The following is a 21,233-nucleotide window of genomic DNA, read 5'->3' as shown; positions in this document are numbered from 1 at the left end:
AGCTGTCGCCACCGGGCTTGTCCCGGTGGCCGCGCTTAGTGAGGCACGGTGCCCGCCTGATCGAGATGGCCGGGACAAGCCCGGCCATGACAGTCACGGGGCCTCAAAACAAAATGCCCGGCGCGAGGCCGGGCATTTGAAGATCTGGATCGTTCGCTTTCGCGGACGATGATGCGGGGGCGGACTTACTCCGCCGCTTCCATCGGGGCTGGCGCTTCCTTGGCGCGGCCCTTCTCCTCGCGGATCTCGGTCAGCTTCTGCTGCACGTGGCGGGAGAACACGAACTCCGGCGGCCGCTGTTTCGAGAGATCGATCTCCGGCGCCATCGGCCCGTCGGTGTTCACGCCCTTGCGCGACAGCTTCAAGAGCTTCAGCGGGTGTGCGATCGAGTCGTTGACGGCGGTCGCCTCGAAGCCGGAGTGCACCATGCAGTCCGCGCACTTCTCGTAATTGCCGACGCCGTAGCTGTCCCAATTGGTATCTTCCATCAGCTCCTTGAAGGTCTTGGCGTAGCCTTCGCCGAGCAGGTAGCAGGGCCGCTGCCAGCCGAACACGGTGCGCGTCGGGTTGCCCCACGGCGTGCACTTGTAGGTCTGGTTGCCGGCGAGGAAGTCGAGGAACAGGCCGGACTGGCTGAACGACCAGTTCTTGCCGCCGTTGCCGCGCTTGAAGATGTCGCGGAAGAGCTGCTTGGTCGTCGTGCGGTTGAGGAAGTGCTGCTGGTCCGGCGCGCGCTCGTAGGCGTAGCCGGGCGACACCGTGATGCCGTCGACACCCATCGCCATGACGCTGTCGAAGAAGTTCGCCATGCGCTCCGGATCGGCGTTGTTGAACAGCGTGCAGTTGATGTTGCAGCGGAAGCCTCTGGCTTTGGCCGCCTTGATCGCGGCCACGGCGCGGTCGTAGGTGCCTTCCTGGCACACCGACTTGTCGTGATCGCCCTTGTCGCCGTCGAGATGCACCGACCAGACGAAGTAGGGCGACGGTTCGTAGTCCTTCATGCGCTTCTCCATGAGAAGCGCGTTCGTGCACAGGTAGACGAATTTCTTGCGGGCGATGATGCCCTTGACGATCTGCGGCAGCTCCTTGTGCAGGAGCGGCTCGCCGCCGGCGATCGACACGACCGGCGCGCCGCATTCGTCGACGGCCTCGAGGGCGTCGGCGACTGAAATACGCTGGTTGAGGATCTCGTCCGGGTAATCGATCTTGCCGCACCCGGCGCATGCGAGGTTGCACCGGAACAGCGGTTCCAGCATCAACACAAGGGGATAGCGTTCTCGCCCGGCAATGCGCTGCCGGACGACGTAGCTACCCACAATCAACTTTTGCAAGAGAGGAATGCCCAAGACTTCCGTCCTTACCTATTTTGCTGGCGTTCTTGACCTGAAGCAATTCGACAGGAACGCGGAACTCCATATTCTCCTCGCGCCCAGGGAGCAAGGAGACTTCGACCGGACCGAACTTTCGCAGGGCCTCGATCGCATCCATCACCATGACTTCGGGCGCCGAGGCGCCCGCCGTAATGCCCACCACCTCGACCCCGTCGACCCATTCCGGCTTGATTTCACTGCCGTTGGCGATCAGGTGGGTGGGAATGCCGGCTTCCAGCCCGATTTCGCGCAAACGGTTCGAATTCGAGCTGTTGGCGGCACCGACCACGAAGATAACGTCCACCGCCTTGCTGAGTTCACGCAGCGCCATTTGGCGATTTTGTGTCGCGTAGCAGATGTCCTCGGTTCCGGGGCCCACCACGTCGGAAAACTTGCGGTACAGTGCGGCGATGATGCCCTTGGTGTCGTCGACCGACAGGGTCGTCTGAGTCACATAGGCGATCGGCGTCTCCGGCGCCAATGTGAGTTGGTCGACGTCCTTCTCGGACTGGACCAGCAGCACCTCGCCCGGGATCTGCCCGAGGGTGCCCTCGACCTCCGGATGGCCGGCATGGCCGATGAGGACGACCGTGCGGCCCTTACGCAGGTAATGCCGCCCCTGGGTGTGCACCTTCGAGACCAGCGGGCAGGTGGCGTTGAGCACGTGCAGGCCGCGCTCCTGCGCGTCCAGCTCGACCTTCTTGGCGACGCCATGGGCGCTGAACACGGTGATGCCGTCCGGCGGCACCTCCGAGAGGTCCTCGACGAACTTGGCGCCGCGGGCCTTCAGCGCGTCCACGACCCATTTGTTGTGCACGATCTCGTGCCGCACATAGACGGGCGGGCCGTATTTCTCGAGCGCACGCTCGACGATCTCGATGGCGCGCACCACGCCGGCACAAAAGCCGCGCGGCTGCGCCAGAATAACCTTCATCGCGCGCCTCCGTTGACGCCCACGATGTGGGCCGCCAGCGCCGGCTGCAACGACGGAGCCCGGGTGCTGAACACCTCGAACACCTTGGCGACGATGCCGTCGGCATCGAGCCCCGCCTTGGCGTACATGGCGGCGGGACTATCCTGGTCAATGAACACGTCGGGCAAAATCATCGAACGGACCTTGAATCCTCGCTGTTCCAGCGCTCCGGTTCCGGCGAGGAACTGTAGCACATGGGAACCGAAGCCGCCGATAGCCCCCTCCTCGATGGTTATCAGCAGCTCATGATTGCGCGTGAGGCTGGAAATCAGCGCGGAATCAAGCGGTTTGGCGAAACGGGCATCGGCGACGGTTGTGGAAATGCCCTGCGCGGCGAGCATATCCGCTGCCCGCAGGCACTCCTGCAGACGGCCGCCGAGGGAGAGCAGGGCGACCGTGCTGCCCTCGCGAACGATGCGGCCGCGGCCGATCTCGAACGGGGTGCCGCGGTCCGGGAGCGGCAGTCCGATGCCTTCGCCGCGCGGATAGCGGAAGGCGGAGGGGCGATCGTCGATCGCCGCCGCCGTCGCCACCATGTTGGCGAGTTCGACCTCGTCCGCCGCCGCCATGATGACGAAGCCGGGCAGGCAGCCGAGATAAGCGAGGTCGAAGGAGCCGGCATGGGTCGGCCCGTCCGCGCCGACGAGGCCGGCGCGGTCGAGGGCGAAGCGCACGGGCAGCCGCTGGATGGCGACGTCGTGCACCACCTGGTCGTAGGCGCGCTGCAGGAAGGTCGAATAGATGGCGCAGAACGGCTTGAACCCCTGCGTCGCAAGTCCCGCTGCGAAGGTCACCCCGTGCTGCTCGGCGATGCCGACGTCGAAGGTGCGGTGCGGGAAATGCTTCTCGAAGATGTCGACGCCGGTGCCGGACGGCATCGCGGCGGTGACGGCGACGATGCGCTCGTCGTGCTGCGCTTCCTTGACCAGATATTCGCCGAACACCTTGGTGTAGGACGGCGCACCGGGCGCCGCCTTCGTCTGCTTGCCGGTTGCGACGTCGAATTTGACGACGCCGTGATACTTGTCGGCGGAGCTTTCCGCCGGCCCGTAGCCTTTGCCCTTCTGGGTGCGGATATGCACGAGGATCGGACCTGCATCGGCGTCGCGCACGTTCTCCAGCACCGGCACGAGCTGATCGAGATCGTGGCCGTCGACGATGCCGACATAATAGAAGCCGAGCTCCTCGAACAGAGTCCCGCCGGTGACGAAGCCGCGCGCCAGTTCTTCCGCCTTGGCCGCACGCTCCTTGATAAAGTCCGGCAGATGCTCGGCTACCTGCTTGCCGATGTCGCGCAGCGACATGAAGGTCGGGCTCGACATCAGCCGCGCCAGATAATTGGACATGGCGCCGACCGGCGGCGCGATCGACATCTCGTTGTCGTTGAGGATGACGATGAGGCGGCGGCCGTGCGCGCCGGCATTGTTCATGGCCTCATAGGCCATGCCGGCGGAGATGGCGCCATCGCCGATGACGGCGATGACGTTGAAGTCGTCGCCGGCGAGATCGCGCGCGGTGGCCATGCCGAGCCCGGCCGAGATCGAGGTCGAGGAATGCGCCGCGCCGAACGGGTCGTACTCGCTCTCGGCGCGCTTGGTGAAGCCGGACAGGCCGCCGCTCTGACGCAAGGTGCGGATGCGGTCACGGCGCCCGGTCAAAATCTTGTGCGGATAGGCCTGATGCCCGACGTCCCAAATGAGCTTGTCGTGCGGGGTGTCGAAGACGTAATGCAGAGCCACCGTCAGCTCGATCACGCCGAGGCTGGCGCCGAGATGACCGCCGGTCACGGCCACGGCGTTGATGGTTTCGCTGCGGAGTTCGTCAGCAATCTCTTGCAGATCGCCGGCGTCGAGTTGGCGCAGATCTGCCGGTGTCCGCAGCCGCTCGAGGCGGGACAGCGGGCGCGTATGGTCGGAGAACGGACTGGGTGCTGACATCCGGTATCACCCTTTACTGTGCAAGGAAGCGCCGTAGGGGTGTCCCGGTGCGGCGCACCTTCGAACGCCCCCCAGCGATCAGGTCATCTAAACGCCTCGAAAAGGCGCTCGATGGGGGATAATAGAGGTCGCTCTGAATGGTTCCCCGGACCCCGGCGGTGAATACCGCGCCCCGGAACCGGAAATGGGGCGAGGAAATAGGTTTATCGCCTCATGCTGGCCGCCGTCGTTTCCCGCATCGTCCGCATTTGCACGCGGTTTCCCTGGCTCGTGATCGTCGTGGCGCTCGCCGTGACCGCGGGCTCGGCGGCCTATACCGCCACGCATTTCGCCATAAACACCGACATCAACAAGCTAATTTCGTCAGATCTGCCGTGGCGCCACCGCGAGGCGGCATTCGAGAAGGAGTTTCCCGGCCACTTCGCGTCGACGCTCGTCGTCATCGACGCACCGACGCCCGAACTGGTCTCGGCGGCGACCGAGGCGCTGGTGCAGCAGTTGCAGGGGCATCCGGAGCTTTTCCGCGCGGTCGAGGACACCAGCGGTAGTCCGTTCTTCGCGCGCAACGGGCTGCTGTTTCAACCGACCGGCGAGGTGGCGCAGTTCACACGCGGGCTCGGCGCGGCAGAGCCGCTCATCGATGCGCTCAACAACGATCAGAGCCTGCGCGGGCTGACCGCCGCGCTCAATCTCGGTCTTGCCGGCGTGGTGCAGAACAAGCTCACGCTCGACCAGATGGCGCGGCCGATGACGATGGCGGCGGGCGCGCTCGACAATGTGATCGCCGGTCAGCCGGCCGTGTTTTCCTGGCAGGAACTGATGAGCGGCGCCAAGGCGCCGACGACGCAGCTGCGGCGCTTTGTCGAAGTCGAGCCGGTGCTCGACTACTCGGCGCTCGAGCCCGGCCTGAAAGCCGACACCGCCATCCGCAAGGCGGCAGCCGACCTGCACCTGGCGGAACGGTTCGGTGCGCGCGTGCGCCTGACCGGCACGGTGCCGATGGGCGACGAGGAATTCTCCACGGTGCAGCAGGGCGCCTGGACCAACATCATCGGCACCGTGGTCATCGTGTTGGTGATCCTGTGGCTGGCGCTGAAATCGAAGCGCATCATCGGCGCGGTCTTCATCAATCTGTTCGCCGGTCTCGCCATGACCGCGGCGCTCGGCCTGCTGATGGTCGGCGCGCTCAACATGATTTCGGTGGCCTTCGCCGTGCTGTTTGTCGGCCTCGGCGTCGACTTCGCCATCCAGTTCTCGGTGCGCTATCGCGCCGAGCGCCATGTCTGCCCCGACCTGAAGGAATCGCTCGAGCGTACCGCCGCCGACATCGGCGTGCCGCTGACGCTCGCCGCCGCCGCGGTGGCCGCCGGCTTCCTCTCCTTCCTGCCGACCGACTATCGCGGCCTCTCCGAGCTCGGCCAGATCGCCGGCGCCGGCATGCTGATCGCCTATGCCACCAGCATCACCTTGCTGCCGGCGCTGATCACGGTGATGAATCCGCAGGGCGAGCCCGAGCCGATCGGCTACAAGGCGCTGGCGCCCGTCGATGACTTCCTGCAGCGGCATCGCGTCGGCGTGGTGGCGGGCACCGTCGCGGTGGCGCTCGCCGGGCTGCCGCTTCTTTATTATCTCTCGTTCGACTTCAATCCGATCCACCTGCGCAGCATCCAGGCGGAGTCGATCTCGACATTGCTCGACGTGCAGCGCGATCCCGGCGTCGGCGTCAACGCGGTGGATGTGGCGGCGGGCTCGCTCGCCGAAGCGCAGACCGTCGCCGCGCGTCTGCGCGCGCTGCCGGAGGTCGAGCGGGTGATGACGCTGCAGAGCTTCATCCCCGACGACCAGCCGCAAAAGCTAGCAATGATCCACGATCTCGCGCAGAAAGTCGGTTCGGCGCTGAAGCCGCCGGCGGATGAGGATCGCGCGACCGACGCCGACAATGTCGAGGCGCTGACCAAGACTGCGGCGCGGCTCAAGCAGATGGCCGGTGCGGCGCAGGGGCCGGGCGCCGTCGCCGCGCGTCGCCTCGCCGACGATATGACAAAGCTCGCGCAGGGCGCCCAAGCCTTGCGCGACAAGGCGGCCGCCGTGTTCCTTGTGCCACTCAAGGTCGATCTCGCGATGCTGTCGAACCAGTTGCAGGCGGCGCCGGTGAGCGCGGCCGGCATACCCGCGCCGCTGAAAAGCCAGTGGCTCGCGGCCGACGGCAAGGCGCGGGTGCAGGCCTTCCCGAAAGGCGATCCGGACAAGACCGAAGTGCTGCGCAACTTCGCACAGGCGGTGAGTGCCGCCTATCCGATGGCGACCGGCGGGCCGATCTCGATTCTCGAATCGAGCAAGACGATCGTCTCGGCCTTCGTGCACGCCGGCATCTACGCGCTGCTGTCGATCGCCATCATCCTGCTGATCGTGCTGCGCCGTATCGGCGACGTGCTGTTGACGCTGGTGCCGCTGCTGCTTGCCGGCGTGGTGACATTGGAGGTCTGCGTCATCGTCGGCATGCCGCTGAACTTCGCCAACATCATCGCGCTGCCGCTGCTGCTCGGCGTCGGCGTGGCGTTCAAGATCTATTACATCCTGGCGTGGCGCTCGGGGCAGACCAATCTGCTGCAGTCGAGCCTGACGCGCGCGGTGATCTGGAGCGCGCTGACGACGGCGACCGCCTTCGGCAGCCTCTGCCTGTCGAGCCATCCAGGCACGGCGAGCATGGGCAAGCTGCTGGCGCTGTCGCTCGGCTGCACGCTCTGCGCCGCCGTGCTGTTCCAGCCGGCGCTGATGGGCAAGCCGCGCGAGATCGACCCCGCGGCCTCAGCGCCGGCCGATCCCTGAGCAGACGCGCGCCGGCGGCTCTTCCGCGATTGATGCGCGGGCACGGCCGGCGCCGTTGGTGTAGGGCCGCGACGGGTGATGGCTATCGGCGACCGGCGTTGCGGCTCCGGCGCGGGTCCAGGTCTCGCCGCCGCACATGATGCCGAGTACGCAGCCTTCAACGCGCAGCGTGTCTGCGCCTTTCAGCTTGATGTGACTGTCGTAGGTCTGCCCGTCCTCGGCATTGTAGATGTGCCCGCTCCAGCGATCGCTTTGGTCCTGCCGCATGCTGAGCAGCACCGGCATGCCGAGCGTCGGCCGCGACTTCAGAGCCGGGTTCGGATTCTTGCGGTCGGTGCCCGGCGTCTTCTCCCATGCGACGACGCCCCAGTACTGGCCGCCGCAGTCGACGATGCGGATCAGCGCGTCGCCCTTTTCCGTGCGCCAGGTGCCGGCAGGACCGGCCTGTCCGGGCGCGGCTATGGCAGCGCCGCCGACCAGCAAAAACGCGGCCACGGCCAGGCCGGCGGTCGTTCGGAATCGCATAGACATTGGGCAAACCCCTGATCGGCCACGAGAAGATTGCACTGAACCAAATGTCGAACGAGCCGAATGGTTCAATCGGCCGGGCGCGGGGAGGGATAAAAACACTTGCGGACAATGGAACCGCGATGGAACTCTGCCGTTTATGAGGCTCTTGTCGTTTGTCATGTCGTTCTACCGCGAGTTCGCCGCATGCTGCAGACAGTGACCCTGCCGAGGCCGCCTGCGCCGATCCCACGTGCGCAACCGCTTGGCGTTCTGTCGCTCCTAAAGGTCCTGGCCACCAACCCGCTGGAAGCCTGGACGCGGAAGCACTTCGAAGAGCCGGTCGTCCCCGGCGGCCTGCCGTTCGGCCGGGCGGTGGTGGTGAGCGAGCCGGCCGCGATCCGCCGCGTGCTGCTCGATAACCCGCGCAATTACGAAAAGGACTGGATGCAGCGGCGCATCCTCTCGGCCGGTCTCGCCGATGGGCTGCTCAGCGCCGAGGGCCATCAATGGCGCGTGCAGCGCCGGGCGCTGGCGCCATTGTTCTCCCGCCGCAGCGTCATGAGCTTCACCGGCGCCGTCACGGCATCGGCCGATGCGCTCATCGCGCGCCTGACCCGGCGTGAGGGTGACGTCGTCGATATGGGCGCCGAGGTGACGCGGCTGACGCTCGACGTGCTCGAGCGCACGATCTTCTCCGACGGCATCGGTGCCGACCGCGAGGACGTCCGTCTGGCGATGCAGCGCTATTTCGAGGTGGCGAGCCGCATCGACCCGTTCGACATCCTCGGCCTGCCGGCGGCGATCCCGCGTCCGCGCCGGCTCACCGTGTGGTCGACCTTGCGCTTCTTCGAGAAGACCATCGACACGCTGATCGCGACGCGCCGCCGCCGGCTCGCCGAAGAGCCCGAGCGCGTGCCGCAGGATCTGCTGACGCTGCTCCTGAACGCCACCGATCCGCAAACCGGCGCCAGACTGAGCGAGCCAGAGGTGCGCGCCAACGTGCTTACCTTCATCGCCGCCGGCCACGAGACCACCGCGAACTGCCTGACCTGGTCGCTCTATCTCTTGTCGCAGTCGCCGGAATGGCGCGCGCGCCTGCGCACGGAGGCCGAGCGCGAGCTCGACAAGGACGACATCACCACACTCGCCGACCGTCTGGTCGAAACGCGCGCCGTCATCGACGAGTCGAACCGCCTCTATCCGCCGATCAGCGCCATCAGCCGCGTCGCGCGCGCCGAGGACGACCTCGGCGGTCACGCGGTCCGCCGCGGCACGATGGTCGTGGTCGCGCCTTACGTGCTGCACCGGCATCGCACGTTGTGGTCTCGTCCGAACCGCTTCGATCCGAGCCGCTTCCTGCCCGGCGCGCGCGAGAGCATCGACCGCTTCGCCTATCTGCCGTTCGGGGCGGGCCCGCGCGTCTGCATCGGCTCGGCCTTCGCTTTGCAGGAAGCCTGCGTCACGTTGGCCTCGCTGGCGCGCAGCTTCGACTGGGCGCTGGCGCCCGGCCACACGGTGCGCCCCATCCAGAAGATGACCCTGCGCCCGGACGGCGGCATGCCGATGATCCTGCGCCGGCGGGGCTGAACGGCGCGCTGTCTATGCCCTCGGCTCGCCCGTCGCGGGCGGCGTTTCCAAATGGAACATCATGGGCGATACTGGGCTCTCGGGCGTGATTCCGGGGGAATTCGGGCCGGCGACTGGCTGCGCCACTTCCGGCGTCGACGCGGACGGGGGCAAACCGATGCATCGGACAATCTTCGCGGCCGTGCTTTGCGTGATCATCGGCGGCTCGGCGAGCGCTTTCGCCGGCGACGCCTTCACGCGGCTGGAAGGCCAGTGGCGCGGCAACGGCACCATCGAATTCTCCAACAAATCGAAAGAGACGCTGCACTGCCGTGCCGCCTACGACGTGCTGGGCGGCGCCAATCTCGAGCTCAGCATCCGCTGCGCCAGCGACAGCTACCGTATCGACCTCCTCGGCAAGGTGAGGGAGGCGGGTGGCAAGGTGAGCGGCAGCTGGAGCGAGGCGACGCTCAACGTGTCGGGCAGCCTGAACGGCACGGCGGAAGGATCGAACATCAAGGTGCTCGCCAAGAGCCCGGCCTTCACCGCGGTGTTCGGGCTCGTCACGCACGGCAAGCGCCAGTCGGTGTCGATCAAGTCCGAGACGCCGGACTCGAGCATCCGCGGCGCGACCATCTCACTGGCGCGCAACTAGCCCTTCGTCACCCGCTTGCGGCGCGGTCCGGACAGGTGCCGGCCGCCGGCGCGACGCATGAGCTTGCTCAGCGACATCGCCACCGGCCGCAGGATGAACAGGTCGGCGACCAGCGCCGCGATCATCGCGAACGCCGACAGCCAGCCGAACAGCCGCAGCGACGGTAGGCTGGAGAACACCGTCATCGCCAGGCCGCAGGCAAGCACCGCCGAGGTCAGGATCAGCGGCGGCCCGACCAGCACGGTGGCGCGTTCGACGCCGACGCCGGGATCGTCCTCGACCGTGTCCTCGATCTGCAGGCGGTTGAGGAAGTGGATGGTGGCGGAGAGGCCGAGGCCGAACGACACCGTGAGCGCGATGACGCTGGCGAACTGCAGCCCCATGCCGAGCGCGAGCAGCAGCGCGCCGGCGGCGACGATCGGGAAGATGCCGGGCAGAATGCTCACCAGCATCACGATCGGCGAGCGGAAGGCGATGCCGATGAAGGCGGCGACGAAGGCGATCTCGATGGTGAGGCCGCGGCTCAAGCGGTCGATCATGATCGCCGAGTTGCGCGCGGCGATGGCCGAGAGGCCGGTGACGGCGATCGTGTAGCCGGGATATTGCACGCGCACGCGGTTGAGCTGGCGGTCGAGCGCGCGAATGACCGGCAGCAGCTGGCTGGCGTCGATGTCGGGCACGCGGCCGTTGACGATGACTGCGTCCTCGTCGGCCGAGATGAAGCGCCGCGTCAGGTATTTCGGCAGGATGTCGACGTAGCTCTTCAGCGTCGCGACGTCGCTGACATGCAGCTTCTCGGCGAGCCAGTTGCGCAAGGTCTGCAGCGACCAGACGTTGCCGACGCCGGCCTGCTTCTCGACCATCGCATGCACGTCGGCGATGACGTTCAGCGTCTCCGGGTCGTAAAGCGACTTGCCTTTCGGGATCCGGATCAGGACGTCGACCGGGTTGGCGCCGGTCAGCTTGGCATCGAGCCGGTGCGCCGCCTGCACCGCCTGCTCGCGGTCGGGCAACTGGTCGGCAAGCCGGTAGCGCGGCTGGAGCTGCAGATAGACGACGCAGAGGGCGCCGACCACGACGACCGAGATCAGCGAATAGAGCCCCGGCCGCGTCACCATCTGCGTCGCGATCCACGAGCAGAAGCGGCGCAGGAAATCGAGCCCGGTGTCGGCGCCGCGCGTCTCCTCGGCGAAGCGCGTCTCGTTGCGTATCAGCAGCATGCCGAGCAGCGGCACCAGCATCAGCACCGCCACCATCGCCACCGCGACGGCGACGAGGCCGGCCTCGCCGAAGGCGCGGATCAAGTCGGATTGCGAGAACATCAGCGCGATGAATGATACGCCGGCGGTGGCGTGCGTGAGCACGCAGGCGGGGCCGACGATGTAGAGCGCGTTGCGGAACGCCGCCACCTTGCTGTCGCCGGCGATCAACCGGTCGCGCGCCGCGAACGTCAGCTGCATCGAGTCGGAGAAGCTGATGACCATGATCAGCGGCGTCATCACGTTCAAAAACATGTTGAGCCGAAAATCGAGCCAGCCGAGCGTGCCGAGCGCCAGCAGGATGGCCGCGAGCGGCGGGCCGGCGGCGATGATCATGAAGGAGATGCGGCGGAAGAACATCACCGCAATCAGGCAGCCGGCGATGAAGCCGAGCGAATTGTAGATCAGCCGGTCGCGCTCGATGGCGTTGCGGATCTCGAGCTGCATCACCGGCACGCCGGACAAATCGCTCTTCAACCCGGCGCCGGCGAGGTCGTCGTGCACCGTCGAACGCACGTCGCCGACGATCTTGGCGAGCTTGCCGTTGTCGACCGCCCCCGGATCGAGCGCGAGCACGAACAGCGCCAGCTTGCCGTCGTCGGAGACCAGCTTGCCGCGGATGATCTCATTGGTGAGCACGCGGTGGACCAGCGCATCGTAGTCGGCGCCGGTCGGCAGCGTCTGCGGGAACAGAGGCGGCGGCACCCCGCCGCCCGGCGGCGGTGGCTCGCGCGCGGAGAACAATGAGATCAGCCCGCGCGTGCCGTCGATGAGCTGCAGGTCGATCGCCATGTCGCGCAGCTTCTCGAGCGACGAGCGCGCCATCAGCTTGTCGCCCTCGATGACGACCAGCACGTCGTATTCGCTCGCCGGGAAGCGGTGCGTGACCTCCTGGTAGGTCTTGTATTCGGGCGTGTCGGAGCGGAACAGCTGGCTGAGCGAGTCGTCGACCTTCAGCCGCTCGAAGCCGACTGCGCCGGCGCCGAGCAGGACGAGGAAGACCAGCGCGGCGATGAGCGGAAAGCGGATCGGCAGGAGGCCGATGCGCTCGATGCCGAGCGCGAGATTGCGGGGCCCGCTGACCGGCAGGTGCTCGCCGCCATCCGTGTGCGTCATGCGTTGGGCCACGACGTCTGCCTGCGATCAGCCGCAACCGCGCCAATGGCGGATAAGCGCGGCGGGCTGCGCCCGTGACGGTTCGATGAAGCGTTCAGTCGCACGGCCAAACACGCTGCTCCATCGGCGCTGGACGCGCGCCGCACCGCTCGCGATTACCCGGTCACCGTCTGGACTCTGCCCCCGCGGATAGTGGACAACGGCGAGGGACTGTTCAAGGTCCATACCGCCGCTGCCATTGCCACGTGCATGACTCGGAAATTGTTCTGGAAAAAGCCGTTCCCCGGCTTGCGCCGCCTGCGCTAGGGTGCGTTGACCCTAGCGCGGCGCCGGTAGCTCAGCTGGATAGAGCACCAGACTTCGAATCTGGGGGTCAGGGGTTCGAATCCCTTCCGGCGCGCCAGTTCAACGGCCAGACCACGGTACCCTCGCAACCCGAGCAGCCCCACCGCGCGGCCATGCGGCCGCGCAGCGGAGATACGATCACGCCCACTTGCGGCGGGCGCGGCGCACCAGATAGTCGAAGTTGATGTCGAACTGGTCGACCCGGCTGATGTCGTGCTGGAGCTTCTGGATGTCGGCGTCCGGGAATAGCGGCCGCGTCTCGCCGGCGGCTTCCGCGATCATCTGAATCTGCGCGGCATTCTCCAGCATGATCATGCCGACCACCGTCTCGCCGATGGTGCTGCCGACCGTGACGGCGCCGTGGTTCTTCAGCAGCACGGCGCGATGCGGCCCGAGCGCGCGCGCGACGCCCGCGCCCATCGCCTCGCTGCGGATGAGGTTGATCGTGTCCTCGTAAAGGCCGACCGATTTATGGAACAGCGCGCCGGGCTGGCTATAGGCCAGAAGGGGGCGGTTGCAGGCGGACAGGGCGATGCTGTACGGCGGATGCGTGTGCAGGACGCAATTCACGTCGGGCCGCACCTTGAAGATCTCGGAATGGATATAGACTTCGCTGTGGCGCCGGGCGGTGCCGGCGACGACCTTGCCGTCGAGGTCGATGGTGAGGATGTTGTCGACCGTGATCTCGTCGAGGCCGATGCTGTGCGGCTTCATGAAGAAGAGCGAGGGATCGTCCGGCAGCCGGCAGGAGATGTGCCCGCGGGTGAAATCGTCCTGTCCTTCCCCGACGAGGACCTTCCCCGCCCAAACCATCCGTTCCTTGATCTCCGCATGCGTCGATGCCACGTCCCTGCTCCCCTGCGATTGGTGTCGGTTCTCGCGGCGGTTTAGAGGACTGCGGAGCTTTTGGGAATACGCGGGGGCGCAGGGCCGATCCGCCTGGCAGGCCCCTCGGCGATGCGATCAGGCCGCAGATCGCGATACCGCCCGGCGTGCTCCCGCGCGCGCAAAACAAAAGCCCCGGCCGCTTGGCCGGGGCTTTCGTCATTACGCAAGCTCGTTAGTCTTGGTCCTGGCGATAGGCGCGATGATGCCCGTAGGCGTCGTAATCGTGCGCGGGCGCGAACGCGTAAGCGCCGCCGTAGCCGCCCTCGGAGGTGTCATAGCCATAGCGGTCGCTGCCATAGCTGTCGCTCGGCACTGTCGAGCGGCTATACATATGGCCGTGGCCGCGAACGATGTTGCCGCTGCCGACGGACGGGTCATACGACTGCGCCATCGCCGGCGCGCCGATCATCGCGGCAAGTGCCGCACCGATCATGAGTGTTTTCAACATAGCCGTCTCCTTCTTTGAACTGACAGACGTCGGCTTGGCAGCGGATGCCGCCATTCGCCGAAATCCATGTCAGCTTGACAAGGGCAGTCGAGACCAGTGCGTTCTTCTCGTTGTTCCTTGGGCGCAGAAACGTTGCTGCCATGGTCTGTGGCCGCCGCTTCCGATGAAAACGCATGGCGCGTCGTTTTGTTGCGCTGCAAGCCAAAGATCGTCGATGGGAACAATAGCGTGGAACTGCAGCGAAAGAGGCCGCCAAACCGGCGGCCTCTCGACATAGTCACGCGACGGATGTCAGTTACCCTGGCAGCTCTTGTCGCCCTCGCGATACAACTGCAGCCGGATTTGCGGATCCGGATCGGTGCCTAGGTATTTGCCGGTGCAGTCGTACACGTCGTTGCCCTTGGTGAAGCCGGGGGTCTTCGACGCGGGCGGAGAAACCTGCACGCCACTTCCCGAGGTCGCGGCCGTGCCGGAGTCGCGTTGCGCCGGCGCGTTGCTCGGGCCGGTGACCTGCGCGAAGGCGGGCATGGAGAGCAGGGCGAGAACGGCGGCTGAAAGTGCGATCTTTTTCATGACGAACCTCACTGTATTGCCTCCACGAGCGGAAAAGCGATCCGCAGAGGGCGTCAACCCTTGGGAGTTCCCCACCAGTGCGGGATCGGGGAGGCTGGCTGGTCCTATATCGATAATTACAAATTGACGCTTGCTCGCTGATCTGGATCAACGGCTTCCGTAAAATCAACGACGTCGCGGGGAATTTGTGATTTTCGACTTGCGTTTTATCAATTCGCGCGCCGAGATGTGACGGTTGTCAAGTCGCTGCCGATGCCTGCGCATGCTTCGCTGTCGGGGCGCCGCGGCGGCCATCGTGGCGTTCGGCATTCGCTTCGGGCCGGCGGGCGCCAATGCTTCGTGTTTACGGGGTCGACATGCCCGGTCGCGGCCCCAGGCTGCAGATGCGAGCCCGCGACCGCCGGATCGCCCGTTAATCGTTCGCTAACCATGGCGGACCTAGAACGGGGCTGAGTTCCGGTCCGGCTGGCCTCGGTTCCTGCGCGATGGCGAACATTACCCTTGCGGCGCACGAGGCAGCGGAGAGCCCTGTAACTCCCGCACTTCCACGGCACGCCCAGACCGCCGACGCCTGGTTCGGCGAAGGCCGCAGGCTCGTCGATGCCGGCAATCGTCACGAAGCTCTGGCCTGTTTCGACCGCGCGCTGACGCTGCGGCCTGATTTTCTCGAGGCCTTGCTCCATCGCGCCATCGCGCTGCATGAGCTGAAAGGGCCGCAGACCGCGCTGGCGGACTACGAGCGTATCCTCGCGCTGCGCGCCGATTTGATCGAGGCGCTGTATCTGCGGGCGATCTGCCTCGACGATCTCGGCCGTTTCGACGAGGCTGTGCAGGGCTACGATCGCGTGCTGGCGGGCCGGCCGGATTTCGTCGAGGCGTTGGTCAAGCGGGCCGACGCGCTCTGCGAACTGGATCGCCTCGAGGAGGCGATCGCCGGCTATGACCAAGCGCTTGCGCTCCGCGCCGATCATTACGAAGCCCGCTTCAATCGCGGGCTTGCGCTGCAGGCGGTGAACCGTCGCGGCGTGGCCTTGCCGGCGCTCGCGGATCACCACGAGACGCCGCCGCGCTATGCCGGCTTCTACGTCAATCTCGATCGCAGCACGGACCGGCGGGCGCGGGTCGAAGGCGAGATCGCCCGCCACGCGCCGGCGCAGCCCTATCAGCGCGTCGCCGCCGTGGACGGCGCCACCTTCAACCTGCCGAGCGAGCGCCTGCGCCGCGGCGAGGTCGGCTGCTTTCTCTCGCATCTGTTTCTGCTGCAGAAGAAGCTCGACAGCGATTGCCATTTGCACATCGTCGAGGACGATGTCGTGCTCTCGCGATTCACCGTGCCGGCCATCGGCGCGCTGATCGGCTCCGGCGCGCTGGAGCACTTCGACGTCGTCTTCACCGACACCGTCGTGCAGCCGTCGAGCCGCGACTTCGCCCGGACCAAGGCGCTGTACGATCGCTGCATCGCGCGCGATGCGGGCGGTGGGATCGTCCGCGTGCAGCCGGCATTCGTCGATTACTTCGCCAGCACGATGTCCTTCGTCGTCAACCGCCGGTCGATTGCGAAAGTGGTGGATGTTCTGTCGCGCAGCCTGTCGCAGGGGGCCGCGTTGCCCATCGATCTGGCGCTGCGCGGCGCCGCGATCGACGGCCGGCTGCGCCTCGGCTCGCTGTTTCCCTTCGTGACCTCGTTCCGGCTCGACGAGCTTGTCGGAAACACGATCGTGCGGCCGGACCGCGACCTGCTGTCCCGCTTGTTATTACAGCTGGCGCGCCATTCGTTCTTCATCGACTGCGATCATCGCGCGACGTTGCAGAGCGCGCACGCGCTGCTGGCGGGAGCAGGGATGGAGCCGCTCGCCGCTCCGGCCGAGGCGAAGGACCCGCACCAGCAATTGCTCGACCTCGTCCTCGCTTTCCGCAATTCGGCGCAATTCGTCCGGCACTAGGACAGGGAAGCCTTCGAAAAAAGAAAGCGGACCGTCGCTGTCGGCGACGATCCGCGGTTACCGATGCGGTGAGCGCGGCCGCGCTCACCCGTCGATCACTTCGGCTGGCTGGCCCACTGATTGAGCAGCGGCACGTCTTTCACGGCCGGCGGCTTCGGAACCGACTGCAGATAGGCATAGATGTCCGCGAGGTCGGCGTCGGAGAGGATCGCCTTGCGGTAGGGCGGCATCGGCCCCGTGCTGTTGCGGATGAAATTGGCGATCGCCTCGAGCGGAATGGGATCGGGCGCAAGCCTTGGGCCCGTCACCGCGCCCTGGCCCTGCGTGCCGTGGCACTGCCAGCAGCCTTTCTGAATGAACACCGCCTTGCCGTGTTCGGCGGAGGCGGCGCTGGCAGTTGTGGACGTCAGCGCGGCCACGAGAGCGGCGGCGGCAAGGACGCTTGCGAGTTTGATGCTTTGCATGGTGCCAGCCCCTCAGCGCGGTTGCGTGTAAACGTCGACCAGAGCCGGTTCGCCGGCCTTCACCACCTCGACCGCGCGCTTGAGCGTCGGCGCGAGGTCTTTCGGATCCGTAATCGGTCCGCTCGCCCACCAACCCATCGATTGCGCGAGCTTGGCGTAGTCGATGTTCGGTCCGTTGATCTGTGTGCCGATCGGTCCGTCGGGCAGCGGACGGTTGCGGCGGTCGGCCATGCGCTGAACGTGCATCACCTCCTGATGATAGCCGTGATTGTTGTGCATCACGTTCAGCAGCGGGATGCGGTGATGCGCGGCCGTCCACAGCACGCCCGGCGCGTACATCATGTCGCCGTCGGTCTGGATGTTGACCGAGAAGCGTCCGTGCGGCCGGTTGGCGAGCGCCGCGCCGACTGCGGCCGGCGAGCCGTAGCCGATGCCGAAGCCGCCGGGGCCGCCGATGAACTGGTAGTGTTTCTCCATCGGCCAGAGGCGGCTCGCCCAGCTGCTGATCATGCGGTCCGAGCTGACCAGCGACCAGTCCTCGTCCTTGATCTGCGCCCAGACCTCCGACGCCAATCGCGCGGTGCTCACCGGGCTCGCGTCCCAGGCGTAGGTGGCGGCCTGCAGCGTGCGGGCCCGCGTTGCGGACCACGCCTTACGCATGGCCTCGCCGCGTTTCTCCAGCGCCGCCTTGCGATCAGCGGGCAATGCCTTCTTCACCGCCTCGATCAGCGCCGGCATGGTGGCTTCCGCGTCGCCGGCGATCGAGACGTCGACCGGCTGGAAGCGCTGGAAGTCCTGGTAGTTGGATTTCAGGTAGTAATCGCGCGAACTGATGCTGATCAGCTTCACGCCCGGCTTCGTCTTCGGGTGGCGGGTGTTCTCGCCGTTATCGATGTAGGTGTTCACCGTCCCGTAGAAATCGGACAGCTCCAGCCCGAGGATGACGTCGGCATTGTGGACGAGCACCTTGCCGCGGCCGGTCTGGTGCAGGTAATGCGTGGTCGGCATGTTCAGGCGGCTGCGCCGATCGACCACCGGCGCGTTCAACAGCTCGGCGAGCTCGACGAGCAGGCCCATGCCCGCCGGCGTGCGCGCCAGCCTGTCGGCCACGATGACCGGATTCTCGGCCTGGACGAGCAGCCTGGCTGCTTCACGCACGGCGTTGCTGTCGCCTTGCGGCGGCGAGGTCGGCACGTAGCGCGGGATCGTCAGCTTGTCGCGGTTCTCGATCGGCTCTTCCTGCAGGTCGGAGTCGAGCGAGAGCAGCACCGGTTCGTAGGGCGGCGTCATCGACAGCTTGTAGGCGCGCACGAAAGATTCCGCGAAGTGCTGCGCGGATACCGGCATGTCGTCCCACTTGACGAAGTCACGCAGCAGCGCGCCGATGTCTTGCGCCGAGTGATAGGTCGGCACGAACGGCGGGCGCTTGCTGGCATCGAGATCGTTGCCGCCGATGATGACGATCGGGACCTGATCGCACCAGGCGTTGTAGACCGCCATCGAGGCATGCTGCAGGCCGACAGTGCCGTGGCAGAGCACCAGCATCGGCTTGCCGGCGACCTTGAAGTAGCCGTGCGCCATGGCCACCGAGGATTCCTCGTGCATACAGGTGAGGAATTCCGGCTTCTTGTTGCCGCCATGGGTCAGCAGCGACTCGTGCAGCCCACGAAAGCTGTTGGCCGGATTGGCTGCGACGTAGTCGATGTCGAGCGTCTTGATGACGTCGACCATGAAATCCGAATTCGGCGTCCCCATCACTGGCGCCTGTGCGTCGGGCGCGCTCGTCTCGGCCGCCGCTACTTTCGCCGACGGCGGCAGCGCGGACGGCTTGACCGGTTCGGCTTTTGCCGGTGCTGCCGCGAGCGCCTTGTTGTCGAGGTCGCCTACCGCCGATGCGGCGCCAGCGACTGCGACGGTACCGAGAAACTTGCGTCGGCTCACCGCCAGACGTGGTGATTTGTCGGGCATCAGCGTCTCCCTCTGTTGCAGACGGTTTTCGGCGGTGCGCCGTCCCGTCTTCGCGTTCTATGTGCGGAAAGCTATCGGAGTCTTGGCGTCATCATCAAACGAGATTGCAGCATGCCGGCCATGTCGGCGTCCTGGCAGGGTACCGACCTGACCGGCATGCACGTCCTCACTTCGGCTTGATCTGTTTCATGCCGTGAATGACCTTCGCCCAGCGCGCCGTTTCGCTCTTGATATAGCTGGCAAACTCTTCCGGAGTGCCGCCGGCGGCGTCGAGACCTTCGTTGTGCAGTTCCTTGAGCACCGCCGGATCCTTGAGCGTCTGGTTGATCGAGGCCGACAGCTTATCGAGGAGCGGCTTCGGCGTCCCGACCGGCGCCAGGATGCCGAACCAGAGGCTGGTGTCGTAGCCCGGCAGGCCGGATTCGGCGACCGTCGGCAGGTCCGGCAGCACGCTGGCGCGCTTGGTGCCGGTCGTGGCGAGCGCCTTGACGCTTCCCTGCTTGATGATGCCGAGCACGCTCGAGGCGGGCGCGAACTCGACGTCGATGCGCCCGGCCATGAGATCGGTCACCGTCTGGCCGCTGCCGGGATAGAGCACCGGCGTCATGTCGATGCCGGCCATTTGCGCGAACAGCTCGCTCGCCATGCGCGGGCCGCTGCCGACGCCGGAAGCGCCGTACAGCAGCGGCTCCTTGCGCGACTTGCCCAGCGCGATCAGCCCTTTGACGTCGCTGACCGGCAGATCCTTTTTCACCACCAGCACTTCCGGCAGCGAGCCGATCAAAGTGATCGGTGCGAAGGCCGTCTCGAAATTCGGCCCCTTGCCCGGCAGCATCGTGGTGTTGATGGTGTTGGCGATGGTCGCGAGCAGCAGCGTGTACCCATCCTTCTCGGCGCGCGCGACGTTCTCGGCGGCGACGACGCCGCTGGCGCCCGGCCGGTTCTCGACGATGACATTCTGGCCGAGGATCTGGGCGAGCTTCTGCCCGACGATACGGGCGGCGACGTCGCCGCTAGAGCCGGCGGCGAAGCCGACGACGAGGTGCACCGGGCGGGTGGGGTAGTTGCTTTGCGCCCAGCTCTGCATCGGGGCGAGAAGCAGGGCGGCTGTGGCGGCGAGCGCCAGATGTTTCAAGAGAGGCATTGTCAATCTCCGCGACGAACGGATCGTTGGAAATCCGGACAGCTTATCGGATGGGGGGTCGCGGCGCGTGTGCGCCGTATTGCGGTGTTCCTCCTGGGGCCGGGCATGGTTCGCCGGCTCTGTCGGGCAGCGAACCCGCGTGCGCGGGAGAGCCCTTTCCTTGCATGTATGATTGTCATACAAACCCGCCGCCGTCTACCCGGGCCGCTCGCGCCCATCGGGTATTCGGGCGGTAACGCCACGCCGCCGCGGATTTTCTCACGCCAGTAAGGATCGATCGATGAGCACTCAGGAGATCAAGGTCATTGCCTTTCCCGGCGCGCCGAACCTGCCGGTCTTTGCCGCGCTGGAGCATGGCCATTTCTCCGCGCAGGGGCTCAACGTCGTGCTGTCGACGACGCCGAGCTCGGTGTCGCAGATCGAGCGCTTGCACGCCGGCGAGTTCGACATCGCCTTCACCGCCTTCGACAACATCGTGGCCTATCGCGAGGGCATGGGCGCGGTGAAATTCGACAGCGTGCCGGACTTCCGCGTGATCATGGGCGCGACCCAGGTCGAGCTCAGCGCCATCGTCGCGCCGCAGATCAAGACCGCGGGCGACCTGCGCGGCAAGACCTTGGCGCTCGACGCGGTCGGCACCGGCTTCGCCTTCGTGCTCTATGCGATGCTCGAGGAACTCGGGTTGTCGATCAAGGACTACGAGCGCGTCGCCGTCGGCGCCACGCCGGAGCGCTGGGCGTCGGTCAAGAGCGGCCAGCATGTCGCCACGATGACCATCGAGCCGTTCACCAGCATCGCCACTGCCGCCGGCTTCCGCGTGCTGCGCACCAGCACGCAGACCTTCCCGGCCTATCAAGGCGGCATCGTCGCCGCGCGCGAGAGCTGGGCCAGCAAGAACGCCGGCGCCGTGACCGCCTTTATCCGCGGCTATCTCAAGGGCCTCGACTGGACGCTCGCGCCGGAGAACCGCGCGGCGGCCGCGGCGCTGCTGCAGGCGAAGATGCCGGAGATCAAGCCCGGCGTGGTCGACGCCGTGATGACGAGCCTGCTGTCGCCGCGCTCCGGCCTGACGCCGCGCGCGGAGATCCTGCGCGACGGCATGAAGACCGTGCTCGACCTGCGCTCGCGCTACGGCGGCGGCAAGCAGCTCAGCGACATCGACAAGTATCTCGATCTGGCGTTCTACAAGGCGGCGACCGCCTCCTGACCGGAGGCGGCGCTTGCCGGGAACGAGTTTGTATGACA

16 protein-coding genes and 1 tRNA gene are annotated in these 21,233 nt (G+C 66.3%); 6 read left to right on the top strand and 11 right to left on the bottom strand.

All coding sequences use genetic code 11. The annotated features are described in order from the left end of the window. Window positions 1–185: 185 nt before the first annotated feature. Genes hpnH through dxs form a run of 3 tightly spaced genes read right to left on the bottom strand, consistent with a single transcriptional unit; the run spans window position 186 to window position 4,280 of the window. Entirely contained in the window at window positions 186–1,346 is a 1,161-nt protein-coding gene (gene hpnH, locus VGV41_RS06175) for an adenosyl-hopene transferase HpnH (protein WP_326862860.1), read from the bottom strand. Further along, complete coding sequence (gene ispH, locus VGV41_RS06170; RefSeq protein WP_326862858.1) at window positions 1,309–2,304, bottom strand: 4-hydroxy-3-methylbut-2-enyl diphosphate reductase; 996 nt, start codon at window positions 2,302–2,304, stop codon at window positions 1,309–1,311. Before ispH ends, hpnH begins: the two co-directional genes overlap by 38 nt. Continuing rightward, the gene (dxs, locus tag VGV41_RS06165) at window positions 2,301–4,280 is read right to left on the bottom strand and encodes a 1-deoxy-D-xylulose-5-phosphate synthase (protein WP_326862857.1); all 1,980 of its coding nucleotides are present in this window, start codon (window positions 4,278–4,280) and stop codon (window positions 2,301–2,303) included. Before dxs ends, ispH begins: the two co-directional genes overlap by 4 nt. A 213-nt stretch (window positions 4,281–4,493) precedes the next feature. On the opposite strand from dxs, the gene VGV41_RS06160 reads away from it, so the two are divergent. Then, window positions 4,494–7,109, top strand: coding sequence for an MMPL family transporter (locus VGV41_RS06160; protein ID WP_326862856.1), 2,616 nt, complete (start codon window positions 4,494–4,496; stop codon window positions 7,107–7,109). Here the strand turns inward: VGV41_RS06160 and VGV41_RS06155 are convergent. Further along, on the bottom strand, window positions 7,089–7,640 hold the full coding sequence (locus VGV41_RS06155) for a DUF2147 domain-containing protein (RefSeq protein ID WP_326862855.1): 552 nt from the start codon (window positions 7,638–7,640) through the stop codon (window positions 7,089–7,091). The genes VGV41_RS06160 and VGV41_RS06155 overlap by 21 nt on opposite strands. Window positions 7,641–7,823: 183 nt before the next feature. Here VGV41_RS06155 and VGV41_RS06150 point away from each other — a divergent pair, with 183 nt between their 5' ends. Both VGV41_RS06150 and VGV41_RS06145 read left to right on the top strand, forming a co-directional pair. Next, complete coding sequence (locus tag VGV41_RS06150) at window positions 7,824–9,206, top strand: cytochrome P450 (protein WP_326862854.1); 1,383 nt, start codon at window positions 7,824–7,826, stop codon at window positions 9,204–9,206. Window positions 9,207–9,363: 157 nt separating this feature from the next. Next, window positions 9,364–9,840 (top strand): hypothetical protein, encoded by a 477-nt coding sequence (locus VGV41_RS06145; RefSeq protein WP_326862853.1) that lies wholly within the window; start codon window positions 9,364–9,366, stop codon window positions 9,838–9,840. On the opposite strand, the gene VGV41_RS06140 is transcribed toward VGV41_RS06145, so the two are convergent. After that, complete coding sequence (locus VGV41_RS06140; protein WP_326862852.1) at window positions 9,837–12,215, bottom strand: efflux RND transporter permease subunit; 2,379 nt, start codon at window positions 12,213–12,215, stop codon at window positions 9,837–9,839. The two genes, VGV41_RS06145 and VGV41_RS06140, sit on opposite strands and share 4 nt — an antisense overlap. Before the next feature lie 326 nt (window positions 12,216–12,541). On the opposite strand from VGV41_RS06140, the gene VGV41_RS06135 reads away from it, so the two are divergent. After that, a tRNA-Arg gene (locus VGV41_RS06135) sits at window positions 12,542–12,618 on the top strand. Between the two features lie 80 nt (window positions 12,619–12,698). On the opposite strand, the gene VGV41_RS06130 is transcribed toward VGV41_RS06135, so the two are convergent. The 3 genes from VGV41_RS06130 to VGV41_RS06120 all read right to left on the bottom strand — a co-directional run bounded on the left by VGV41_RS06130 (window position 12,699) and on the right by VGV41_RS06120 (window position 14,469). Continuing rightward, window positions 12,699–13,406 carry a class II aldolase/adducin family protein gene (locus tag VGV41_RS06130; RefSeq protein ID WP_326862851.1) on the bottom strand — a complete coding sequence of 236 codons (708 nt, stop codon included), beginning with the start codon at window positions 13,404–13,406 and terminating at the stop codon, window positions 12,699–12,701. 214 nt (window positions 13,407–13,620) lie between these two features. After that, entirely contained in the window at window positions 13,621–13,896 is a 276-nt protein-coding gene (locus VGV41_RS06125) for a hypothetical protein (protein ID WP_326862850.1), read from the bottom strand. 291 nt (window positions 13,897–14,187) lie between these two features. Next, a complete protein-coding gene (locus tag VGV41_RS06120; RefSeq protein WP_326862848.1) occupies window positions 14,188–14,469 on the bottom strand; it encodes a hypothetical protein in 282 nt (93 codons plus the stop codon). A gap of 485 nt (window positions 14,470–14,954) precedes the next feature. Between VGV41_RS06120 and VGV41_RS06115 the strand changes: the two genes are divergently transcribed. Further along, window positions 14,955–16,412, top strand: coding sequence for a tetratricopeptide repeat protein (locus VGV41_RS06115; protein ID WP_326862847.1), 1,458 nt, complete (start codon window positions 14,955–14,957; stop codon window positions 16,410–16,412). Window positions 16,413–16,507: 95 nt separating this feature from the next. On the opposite strand, the gene VGV41_RS06110 is transcribed toward VGV41_RS06115, so the two are convergent. From VGV41_RS06110 to VGV41_RS06100, 3 genes are all read right to left on the bottom strand, one after another. Next, on the bottom strand, window positions 16,508–16,876 hold the full coding sequence (locus tag VGV41_RS06110; RefSeq protein ID WP_326862846.1) for a cytochrome c: 369 nt from the start codon (window positions 16,874–16,876) through the stop codon (window positions 16,508–16,510). Window positions 16,877–16,888: 12 nt separating this feature from the next. Next, on the bottom strand, window positions 16,889–18,844 hold the full coding sequence (locus VGV41_RS06105; protein WP_326862845.1) for a thiamine pyrophosphate-binding protein: 1,956 nt from the start codon (window positions 18,842–18,844) through the stop codon (window positions 16,889–16,891). Window positions 18,845–19,010: 166 nt separating this feature from the next. Next, complete coding sequence (locus tag VGV41_RS06100; protein ID WP_326862844.1) at window positions 19,011–19,988, bottom strand: tripartite tricarboxylate transporter substrate binding protein; 978 nt, start codon at window positions 19,986–19,988, stop codon at window positions 19,011–19,013. A gap of 280 nt (window positions 19,989–20,268) precedes the next feature. Between VGV41_RS06100 and VGV41_RS06095 the strand changes: the two genes are divergently transcribed. Further along, window positions 20,269–21,195, top strand: coding sequence for an ABC transporter substrate-binding protein (locus VGV41_RS06095; protein ID WP_326862843.1), 927 nt, complete (start codon window positions 20,269–20,271; stop codon window positions 21,193–21,195). The last annotated feature ends 38 nt before the right edge of the window (window positions 21,196–21,233 follow it).

The sequence above is a fragment of the Pseudolabrys sp. genome, from assembly GCF_035943735.1.
Classification (GTDB): Bacteria; Pseudomonadota; Alphaproteobacteria; order Rhizobiales; family Xanthobacteraceae; genus Pseudolabrys.
The sequence above is the reverse complement of the archived record's forward strand: the minus strand, read 5'-3'. Positions and strand labels throughout refer to the sequence as shown.

Coding starts and splice junctions, on each gene's coding strand:
- dxs (WP_326862857.1), bottom strand. CDS start 4,280: ATGTCAGCACCCAGTCCGTTCTCCGACCATACGCGCCCGCTGTCCCGC.
- VGV41_RS06110 (WP_326862846.1), bottom strand. CDS start 16,876: ATGCAAAGCATCAAACTCGCAAGCGTCCTTGCCGCCGCCGCTCTCGTG.
- VGV41_RS06145 (WP_326862853.1), top strand. CDS start 9,364: ATGCATCGGACAATCTTCGCGGCCGTGCTTTGCGTGATCATCGGCGGC.
- VGV41_RS06140 (WP_326862852.1), bottom strand. CDS start 12,215: ATGACGCACACGGATGGCGGCGAGCACCTGCCGGTCAGCGGGCCCCGC.
- VGV41_RS06100 (WP_326862844.1), bottom strand. CDS start 19,988: ATGCCTCTCTTGAAACATCTGGCGCTCGCCGCCACAGCCGCCCTGCTT.
- VGV41_RS06095 (WP_326862843.1), top strand. CDS start 20,269: ATGAGCACTCAGGAGATCAAGGTCATTGCCTTTCCCGGCGCGCCGAAC.
- VGV41_RS06155 (WP_326862855.1), bottom strand. CDS start 7,640: ATGTCTATGCGATTCCGAACGACCGCCGGCCTGGCCGTGGCCGCGTTT.
- ispH (WP_326862858.1), bottom strand. CDS start 2,304: ATGAAGGTTATTCTGGCGCAGCCGCGCGGCTTTTGTGCCGGCGTGGTG.
- VGV41_RS06125 (WP_326862850.1), bottom strand. CDS start 13,896: ATGTTGAAAACACTCATGATCGGTGCGGCACTTGCCGCGATGATCGGC.
- VGV41_RS06150 (WP_326862854.1), top strand. CDS start 7,824: ATGCTGCAGACAGTGACCCTGCCGAGGCCGCCTGCGCCGATCCCACGT.
- VGV41_RS06160 (WP_326862856.1), top strand. CDS start 4,494: ATGCTGGCCGCCGTCGTTTCCCGCATCGTCCGCATTTGCACGCGGTTT.
- VGV41_RS06105 (WP_326862845.1), bottom strand. CDS start 18,844: ATGCCCGACAAATCACCACGTCTGGCGGTGAGCCGACGCAAGTTTCTC.
- VGV41_RS06120 (WP_326862848.1), bottom strand. CDS start 14,469: ATGAAAAAGATCGCACTTTCAGCCGCCGTTCTCGCCCTGCTCTCCATG.
- VGV41_RS06115 (WP_326862847.1), top strand. CDS start 14,955: ATGGCGAACATTACCCTTGCGGCGCACGAGGCAGCGGAGAGCCCTGTA.